The following is an 8,993-nucleotide window of genomic DNA, read 5'->3' as shown; positions in this document are numbered from 1 at the left end:
TTGATGCGCTCGGCCTCGGCGTGATGATCCGCTGGCCTGCGACCTGCATTTCGAGAATGGCGCGGTGAGCTGGGACTGGGCGATGCCCGCCCTCGCCCGAGACGCTGATTTCCCGCGCCCCCATCGGGGTGCATGTGCCGGAACAGGCGACCGGCGCGCCATGGCAACTGGCCGTGAACTCGGTGCTGAAGTTCATGAACTTCTGGACGCTGGAGGTGCCGCCGGGCTGGTCTCTGCTGTTCACCCACCCGATGAACCGCGAGGAGCTGCCCTTCCGCACGCTTTCAGGCGTGGTCGATTGCGACCTGTTCCGCGATGGCTACGTGCATTTCCCCGCGCTCTGGACCGAGCGCGACTTCACCGGCACCCTGCCCGCAGGCACGCCCGTGGCGCAGGTGATCCCCATCCCGGCAGACCTTCCGGCGCTGGAGGTCGGGGTGATGAGCGAAGCACAGGTCGCCGCGAACCGCGCCCTGCAGGAAGAACTGGGGACCGAGGCCGGGGTCTATCGCAAGCGCTATCGGCGCTAGGCGGTCTCAGGGCACCGGGGCGATTTCCCGCAGGACCAGATCCGCGATCCGCGCCGAACCCTTCTTCGAGGGATGCAGGCGGTCGCCGGCGAAAAGGCTCAGGTCGCCGGGGTCGAAGACATCATCCATGTCGACCAGCCTCACGCCCGGATCGAGGGCCGCCATCCGCCCCAGTCGCATCTCAAGCTGCCGGTAGGTGCCGGCGCAGGCGGTGCCCGCATAGCGCGGCGAGGTGTAGTAATCCGCCCAGATCACCCGCGCGCCGGTGCCGCGCAGGTCCGAAACCAGCGCCGGGATCGCGCCAAGGCGGCCGTCCTGCGAAACCAGCCGGTCCAGCACCGCGCCGCAATCGGTGCAGTCGCAGCCCGTGCTCAGGTCATTGGCGCCGCCGTCCAGCACGATCCACTCGGCCCTGACGCCGTCCAGCTGGTTGGGGATGTTCAGCGGCCCGACGCCGCCCATGACCTCGGCCAGCGGCAGCGAGACATCCCCCACCGGGCTGCCCAGACGGGCCGCAAGCACGTCGGCGACAGAGGCACCGGCGCTGCGGTTCCAGGCCATGACGGAGTCGCCTGCGACGACAACCCGTGCACCGTCGGGCACGCCGCGACCACAGGCGGTGAGCAGGAGGAGGGAAAGAAGGACAAACAGGCGCATGTGACGGGTACGTCCACGACCGGCGCCCGGATCAATTACGGCCCCCGCGCCCCGGTTCCGCCCCCTGCGACCGCCTCAGAGGTCCAGCGGCAACCGCCCCTTCGCCACCCGGGTCAGGGCCTTCAGCGCCTCGGCGCGCGCGCCACTGCGGGACCAGAGCGCCGCAGCCTCCTCCCCCGCCTCGGGCAGGCCAAGCTCTGCCGCCGCGCGGTAGCGCAGGGCGTCGATCTCGGCCCCCTGCCCGGCCAGCGGGGCCAGGGCCGCGCGCACCTCGGCAAAGGCGCCGAGCCGCAGCGCGATCCGGGCGAGGTTGAGGTGCGCGTCGGCATCCGCAGGATCCAGCGCCACGGCCTTCGCGAAGCCGCGCTGCGCCGCTGCCAGGTCGCCAAGCTGCAGCTCGGTGCGGCCCAGTTCGAACCAGGCGTGGGCGTGCCCCGGCGCCGCCGCAATGGCCTTGCGCAGCCAGGTGCGGGCGGCGGGCCACTGCCCCCGCTCCATCTTCACCCGGCCAAGATTATAGAGCAGCGACGCCTCGCCCGGCGCCCTGCGCACCAGCCGCGACAGGATCTCGTCGGCGGCTTTCCAGTCGCCCTGCGTGAGCGCGTGATTGAGCTTGTCCATGGCTGCCATGGCTGTACTTCTGCGGGGCGGGGCAGGTGAAATCAAGCCCGTCATGAAAGCATTGCCCGCATGCCGTAGCAGGGGGCGGAACACGAGGAGATCCCGATGGCGCTGACAGCCTTCACCCGGCCCGGCCGTTTCTGGCGCGGCAACCTGCACACCCACTCCAACCTCTCCGATGGCGCACTGGAGCCCGCCGAGGTCTGCCGCCGCTACAAGGCCGAAGGCTATGATTTCATCGCGCTGACGGATCACTTCATCGGCCTCTACGGCTATCCGATCGCCGATACCCTGCCCTTCCGCGACGACAGCTTCACCACCCTGCTCGGCGCCGAGCTGCACTCGGGCGCCATGCAGAACGGCGAGCTGTGGCATATCCTGGCCGTCGGCCTGCCCACCGATTTCGCCCAGGCCAACGCCCCCCACTTCCGCCCGGTCGACGGGCAGGAGACCGGCCCCGAGATCGCCGCCCGCGCCGTCGCTGCCGGGGCCTTCGTCGCCGTCGCCCATCCACAGTGGTCAGGCCTGACGCTGGCGGATGCACGCTCCATCGAGGCCGCGCATGCGGTCGAGATCTACAACCACGGCTGCGCCACAGGCTGTGACCGCGCCGACGGGTTTTCGATTGCCGACCTGCTGCTTTCCGAGGGCCGCAAGCTGTCGCTCATCGCCACGGATGATGCCCATTTCACCGAGCCCGACCACTTCGGCGGCTGGGTCATGGTCAAGGCCGAGCAGAACACCCCCGAGGCCCTGCTGGCGGCGCTGAAGGACGGTGCCTTCTACGCCACCCAGGGCCCGGAACTGCGCGGCGTGATGGTTGGCGACAAGGCGGTGCAGGTGGAAAGCTCTGCGGTGGCCTCGGTCATCGTGCAGGGCCATGGCTCTGCCGCCGTGGCGGTGCATGGCGAAAGCCTGACCCGCGCCGAGGTGCCGCTTGGCCGTTTCGCCAATTCGCCCTGGATCCGCGTCACGGTGATCGACCGCGCCGGCAAGCGCGCCTGGTCGAACCCGATCTGGCTGTAACACGCCAGGGGGCGGCCAGGACCCGCCCGCGCCGCAACGGCAGACTTGCGCCATGGCGCTCCGCCTCTAGGCTTCCCCGCAAGGAGAGCCAAGGAGGAGAGCCATGGCAGAGCTGCCGTCCCGCGCCCATCTCGCCACCCACGAGGTGACCAACCAGCCCCCTGCCGAGGGCGACCGCGATCTCTGGGCCACCGACACCGTCCTGCGAGAGGCGGTGGCGCGCGAGGGCGGCAGGTCCGGGGCCCTGACTTCCTATGGCGCCACCCTCGGCACCACCGAGACCCGCGAAACGGGCCGCAGTGCCAATGACCACCCGCCCGAGCTGAAGCTGTTCGACCGCGCCGGTCGGCGCCTCGATGCGGTGGAGTTCCACCCGGCCTATCACCGGATGATGGCGCTTTCGACCGAGGCAGGCTACGCCGCCCTGCCCTGGGACGGCGCGCCGGGCGGCCATGTCACCCATGCCGCGATGGTCTACCTCGCCAGCCAGGTCGAACCCGGCCACTGCTGCCCGCTGACCATGACCTATGCCGCCACGCCCGCCCTGCAGGCCGCGCCGGAGATCGCCGCGCTCTGGGTGCCGAAGCTGACCGGGCGCAGCTACGATCCCCGCAGCGTGCCGCTGGCCGACAAGACCTCGGCCACCCTCGGCATGGCGATGACCGAGAAACAGGGCGGTTCGGACGTGCGCGCCAATACCACCGTGGCCACCCGCGACGGCGACCACTACCGCCTGACCGGGCACAAGTGGTTCTGCTCGGCCCCGATGTCGGATGGTTTCCTGACGCTGGCGCAGGCGCCCGAGGGGTTGACCTGCTTCCTCGTGCCCCGCTGGCTGGAGGGCGGACGCAACGCCCTCCAGATCCAGCGGCTGAAGGACAAGCTGGGCAACCGCTCCAATGCCTCGGCAGAGATCGAATACGACAACACCCTGGCCCTGCGCATCGGCGACGAGGGGCACGGGGTGCGCACCATCATCGAGATGGTCCACCACACAAGGCTGGATACGGCCATGGCCCCCGCCGGGCTGATGCGCGCGGCGCTGGCAGAGGCGCTCTACTGGACCCGGCACCGCAGCGCCTTCCAGAAACGCCTTGTCGACCAGCCGCTGATGCAGGCGGTGCTTGCGGACCTTGCGCTGGATGTCGAGGCGGCGCTGGTCCTCGGCCTGCGCACTGCCCGCGCCTTCGACAGCCAGACCCCCGAAGACCGCGCCTTCGCCCGCATCGCGGTGGCGCTGGCCAAGTTCCACTCGAACAAGCGCGCGCCCGTGGTCACCTACGAGGCGATGGAAGCCCTCGGCGGCATGGGCTACGTCGAGGACACCCCCCTGCCACTGCTCTACCGCGAAGCGCCGCTGAACGGCATCTGGGAGGGCTCGGGCAATGTCATCTGCCTCGACATCCTGCGTACCCTGGCGAAAGAACCGCTGGCCGCCGAAACCCTGCGCACCGAGCTGCAGGCCGCCACCGGCGCCGATCCCCGCTACGATGCCGCCCTGAAGGCCCACCTCGCGCGCTGGCCCGCCCTGCCCCCCGAGGCCGAGGCCCGCTGGTTCGCCGAGCGTCTCGCCCTGCTGCTGCAGGCCTCGCTGCTGATCCGCCACGCCCCTGCGGCGGTCTCCGACGCCTTCACCGCCACCCGCCTCGCCGGCGTGTCCGGGCGCATCACCGGCGCCATGCCCGGCTGCGATACCGAAACCCTCCTCGCCCGGACGGGCTGACGCCCAGCGCATCACCAGGCTGAAAATACTCCGGGGGGAGCGCGGCACGCGCGGGGGGCGGAGCCCCCCTTCCTGTCTTCATGTCGCCTCCCTCAAAAGCAGAACGCGCCCGGAAATCCGGGCGCGTCCGCATTGCAAGGGCCGTCAGGCTCAGAGCTTGCCGATCGAGAAGAACATGGTCTCGCCCGAGTGGTCATCGACCCCGTCGTTGTCGGTCGAGATCCAGGCGGTGCCGTCTTCCATGATCGCCAGCCCCTCGACCTTGTCCAGCACGTAACCGCCGGTGGCCTTGAGGTCGGGGATCAGGTCGCGCACCTCTTCCTTGACGACCACGGGCAGTTCGTCACCAAGCGGTGCCGGCATCATCTGGTCGGCGGCAATGCGGTAGATCTTCTTGGTCACTGCCGCGTCGCCGATCTGGTTGTCACGCTCGATGACGTAGACATTGCCGTCATGGGCGACGATCTCGGACAGGCCGACCCAGCCGGTGGCGGGCACGGTCAGCGGATAGAGCACGGCGCCCCATTCCTTGCTGTCGGTGTTGTAGGCCACCAGCTTCACGTGGTCCTTCGGGTCATCGCCCCAGGGACGCTGGACGGCCATCCACAGCACATCCCCGACGCGGGTGACACCCTCGAAACCAAAGCGGGTCTCGCCGGCCAGCAGCTCGGCGGGCAGGCCCACCTCGTCCTCGATCGCGCCATCGGCCCCGACATGATAGAGCGCATGCGGCACCACCCGGTCGGTACGGCCCTCGGAGGCCACCCAGAAGCCACCCTCGCCGTCCAGCGTGATGCCTTCCATGTCCAGCTTCTGCGCCGGCTGCCCCGCGCGGGTGACGCGGATCACCTCGGTGATGCGGGCGGGCTGCTGCGACGGGTCGATCTTGAAGATCGTCGGCTGCATCGCGTAGAAGCTGTCGTTCACCGCCCAGATCGCCCCACCATCGGCCACCAGGCCCGAGTTGGCGCCCCAGCCGACCGGCTTGCCGTCTTCCAGCAGACCGTCCGAGGTCAGCATCGGGTAGCTGGCCGGCGCGTCCTGGTACTGGAAGATCATCACATGAGAGCGCGGACCGCCGTCTTCGCCCAGGTCTTCCTCGTTGGCCGAGACCAGCAGGTTGCGCGACGGAATGGTCACGTAGCCTTCCGGCCCGATGCCCGAGGGCAGCAGCTGAGTCAGCACCGGCGCGGCCAGGTCGGTCACGTCGTAGACGCCGACGATCGAGGCCCGTTCGGCACCGACGAAGACCATCGGCGTGCCCTCGAACTCACCGAAGGTCACCGACTCGGGCTCGACGCCCTTGTTGGCAGAGCGCTCCTCGGGATAGTGGCCGGCCGCGATCACGGCGTATTCGAAGGAGGTGCCGCTTTCGTAGATCTCGGTGCCGTCCTTGGAGAAGATGGTCCAGCCGCGCGAGCCGCCGTCCATGTCGCCCTCGTTGGCGATGGCGAAGTGATCGTCGTCGATCCACTTGACCGCATCGGGTTCGCGCAAACGGCCCGGCTGGGAGGCGTTGAAGGTCAGCGCGCCTTCCTCGTCGGTGTCGATCCCTTCCAGGTCCACGGCCCCGGCAGGGAAATGGTTCAGGATACCGCCGTCACGGTCGACGATCACCAGGTGGTTGTTTTCCTGCAGCGTGATCACGGTCTCGCCCAGGGCATTGATGTCGACGAACTCGGGTTCGGGATCCTCGGGCGCGATCTCGGCCAGGCCGGTCAGGGCCACGTGCTTCAGGCTGGCGCAGTCCAGCGCCGCGCCATCGGTGCCCACCAGCACCAGGCCCCCGGCGGGCATCTGCCCGACACGGCCATCGCCCAGGTCCTCGTCGCGCTCGTTCTCGATGGCGACGGCGACGAAATCGCCCTCTTTCGACACCGCGATGCTGTCGGGCTGGCCGCCCAGGTCACATTCGCCGGTGATCGACTTGCCGGCGATGTCGATGGTCACCAGCTTGCCCGAGGGCTGAGTGTAGCTTTCCGAGGTATTGACCCCGACGTAGGCCGTGGCGCCGATGATGGCGACCGAGGTCGGCTCTCCGCCCAGCTCGACATTGCCGAGGGGCGCGGGATTGGCCGGATCGGTGATGTCGATCAGCCCCAGCACGCCCAGCGGGCTGTCGGTATAGGCCAGGGTCATGCCGTCTCCGGTGGCGGCGATGATCTCGGCCGAGGTGGTGCGGCCGGTGTCTTCGCCCGCGGCCATGTTCAGCGGCGTCGGGAAGCTGGCGATACGGTTGAAGTTCATCTCGGCGCTCGCCATGCTGGCCGACAGGGCCAGCAGCGAGGTCAGTACGGTCACGCGGATATGCATGTCATTCCCCCTGCAATTGGATGGCGCAGAGGTGCACCGTGCCTGTAACGGCACGATGAAGGATTTGTGCAGGTCAGACGAAATGCCGCGGCGGCGCTATTCCAGCTCGCGCAGGGCCGCCTCGCCCAGGAGCTCGCCCGAGGCGTTCAGGTCAGCCATCACCCCCATCAGCTTGGACAGCGCCCGGTAGAAGGTGCGCCGCTCGGCCTGGGTCAGTTTCTCCAGCAGGAACTGCTGGCGGGCCCGTCCGACATGCAGCACCTGGCGCCCCACCCTCATGCCCTCTTCGGTCAGCTCGAAGATGGCGCGGCGGGCATCCTTGGGATCGGTCGCCTTGCGCAGGTAGCCGCGATCCACCAGCGAGGCGGCAGCGCGGCTGATCTGGGCGCCGTCCAGCAGCAGCTTCTCGCAGATCTCGCCGTAAGAGAGCGGCTCGCTGTCGACCAGCCGCGTCAGCACCCGCCCCTCGGCCAGGGTCAGGTCGAAGTGGCGGGCATTGTACTTCGAGATGTTGCGGTTGAACTCGCCCGAGAGCATCCCGACGCGATAGGTGAGGTATTCCTCATGATCCATCAACGTGTAGTCGGGGCCGCCGGTCTCGTCGAGGAAGGCAGGCATCTGCCAATAGGGTTGGCTCTTGGGCATTGGGGTGCTCGGATAGGAATGGTTGCGGCAGACAATAGGCCCGGTTCGTTGACCCGTCAAACAATTGACCCGGCCCGTTGCACATTCGTCCCGTCGCCGGCGCGCTTGGCCTGCAAATGCCATCCTTTTGCGCAGCTTGCACGACCGGCGGCGATCACGTTCGCGTTTCTGTGTCCAATCTGCCGCATCAGGCGACGATCCGCCGCACCAGGGCCCGGGCGAGCGCGCTCATGTCCGGCACCGCCAGCGGGGTCTCGGGCTCGTCCGGCAGCCGGTCGTCGAAATGCAGGCCGTATCTGTCCGCAAGGCGGGCATTGCCGGCGGCCACCTCGGCGAGGATCTCGGTCCGCAGCGCGCGGCCCAGCCCATGGGGGCGGGTATCGGCCCGAAAGCTCCAGGTAACCAGCGGCACCAGGCGGCGCAGCCCGTGGCGGGTCAGCAGGGCCGACAGCGCCGCCGCGTTCATCGAGGGAGAGAGGTTGGCCAGCCGCTTGGGTCCGGCAGCAAAGGGCAGTCCGGCGGCCTCGAGGAACTGCGCCACGGCGCCGCCCTCGACCGCCGGATCATAGGCGCGGGCCTCGACCCGGGCGAAACCGTCCCAGAAGTCGAGGATCCGGTCGTATTCCCGCCGCTTGCGGTGCCACTCGCGGCGACAGAAATCCTCAAGCGACAGGCCGGTCTGGCCCTGCTTGCAGAGCTGGTTCCAATGGCTCTCCATCAGCCGGTCCTGACGACGGAACAGCCCGACGACGGTGATCTGGTAGTCCTGCGCCAGGTCGCGCAGCGGCGCGAAGGCGTGGTAGCAGGGCAGCGACAGCCCCTCTTCGGACAGGATCAGCCCGGGCAGGCCCGAGGCCGTGTGATCGGCCAGGATCGCCCGCCGCTCGGCGGCGAACCGCCCCTCGGCCAGGGCGCGGTAGAGGCTGGTGTGCTTCGGGATATCGGGATGCGGAGGCCGGTCCGTCGCGCCATAATGCCAGCCCGCGCCGGCCAGCGCGGCAGTCTGCGCGGCCAGCCAGCCCTGGATGGCGGTGGTGCCGGTCTTGTGGGTGCCGATGTGCAGGATCAGTCGGGGCATTTGCGGGCGGGCACCTCTGCAAGGCTCGGGGCGTTGTCGACGCAGAACCGCTGATCGCGCATCAGCGCCGCGCGCAGCCGCCAGGGCAGACGGTTGAGCAGCGCCAGCGCCAACACGGCGCGGCGCGGAAAGGCCAGCCCCGTGGCGCCCCGGTCGAGGGCGCCAAGGATGCGCCGCGCCGCCTCTTCGGGGGGCATCAGCAGCGGCAGGGCGCCGCGATGCTGCGCCGCCTGCCGGGTCGCGACATGGCCCGGCTCGACCAGAAGAACGCGGATGCCACTTCCGGCCAGGTCGGCCCGCAGGGCGCGGGCATAGCTGGACAGCCCAGCCTTGGAGGCCGCGTAGGCGCGGGCAGTCCGGCAGAGGATCGCGCGCGGCAAGCGAGCTGACCAGCAGGATC

Annotated in this window: 9 protein-coding genes; 3 read left to right on the top strand and 6 right to left on the bottom strand. The window is 69.3% G+C overall.

The window, feature by feature from the left end; all coding sequences use genetic code 11:
• Nucleotides 1-134 precede the first annotated feature (134 nt).
• Nucleotides 135-530, top strand: coding sequence for a hypothetical protein (locus tag OS124_RS24130; RefSeq protein WP_138919474.1), 396 nt, complete (start codon nt 135-137; stop codon nt 528-530).
• A gap of 6 nt (nt 531-536) precedes the next feature.
• On the opposite strand, the gene OS124_RS0108965 is transcribed toward OS124_RS24130, so the two are convergent.
• Nucleotides 537-1,091 carry an SGNH/GDSL hydrolase family protein gene (locus tag OS124_RS0108965; RefSeq protein ID WP_237708094.1) on the bottom strand — a complete coding sequence of 185 codons (555 nt, stop codon included), beginning with the start codon at nt 1,089-1,091 and terminating at the stop codon, nt 537-539.
• 171 nt (nt 1,092-1,262) lie between these two features.
• The gene (locus OS124_RS0108960; protein WP_010139184.1) at nt 1,263-1,817 is read right to left on the bottom strand and encodes a tetratricopeptide repeat protein; all 555 of its coding nucleotides are present in this window, start codon (nt 1,815-1,817) and stop codon (nt 1,263-1,265) included.
• A gap of 96 nt (nt 1,818-1,913) precedes the next feature.
• Between OS124_RS0108960 and OS124_RS0108955 the strand changes: the two genes are divergently transcribed.
• Nucleotides 1,914-2,834, top strand: coding sequence for a CehA/McbA family metallohydrolase (locus OS124_RS0108955; RefSeq protein ID WP_010139183.1), 921 nt, complete (start codon nt 1,914-1,916; stop codon nt 2,832-2,834).
• A 103-nt stretch (nt 2,835-2,937) separates the two neighbouring features.
• A complete protein-coding gene (locus OS124_RS0108950) occupies nt 2,938-4,557 on the top strand; it encodes an acyl-CoA dehydrogenase family protein (protein WP_010139182.1) in 1,620 nt (539 codons plus the stop codon).
• 150 nt (nt 4,558-4,707) lie between these two features.
• Here OS124_RS0108950 and OS124_RS0108945 read toward each other — a convergent pair whose 3' ends face one another.
• From OS124_RS0108945 to OS124_RS24125, 4 genes are all read right to left on the bottom strand, one after another.
• On the bottom strand, nt 4,708-6,870 hold the full coding sequence (locus tag OS124_RS0108945) for an esterase-like activity of phytase family protein (RefSeq protein WP_010139181.1): 2,163 nt from the start codon (nt 6,868-6,870) through the stop codon (nt 4,708-4,710).
• A gap of 96 nt (nt 6,871-6,966) precedes the next feature.
• Nucleotides 6,967-7,515: a MarR family winged helix-turn-helix transcriptional regulator gene (locus OS124_RS0108940; protein ID WP_168161452.1), complete on the bottom strand. Its 549-nt coding sequence runs from the start codon at nt 7,513-7,515 to the stop codon at nt 6,967-6,969.
• Between the two features lie 187 nt (nt 7,516-7,702).
• Nucleotides 7,703-8,593 carry a hypothetical protein gene (locus OS124_RS0108935; RefSeq protein WP_010139178.1) on the bottom strand — a complete coding sequence of 297 codons (891 nt, stop codon included), beginning with the start codon at nt 8,591-8,593 and terminating at the stop codon, nt 7,703-7,705.
• A partial coding sequence (locus tag OS124_RS24125) for an SDR family NAD(P)-dependent oxidoreductase (protein WP_237708093.1) occupies nt 8,581-8,993 on the bottom strand: 413 nt, incomplete at its 5' end. The genes OS124_RS0108935 and OS124_RS24125, both read right to left, overlap by 13 nt.

Origin of the sequence: Oceanicola sp. S124 (genome assembly GCF_000220565.1) — a bacterium.
Lineage (GTDB): Bacteria > Pseudomonadota > Alphaproteobacteria > Rhodobacterales > Rhodobacteraceae > Pseudooceanicola.
Note: the sequence above shows the minus strand (reverse complement) of the source record. Positions and strands in the feature narration are given on the sequence as shown.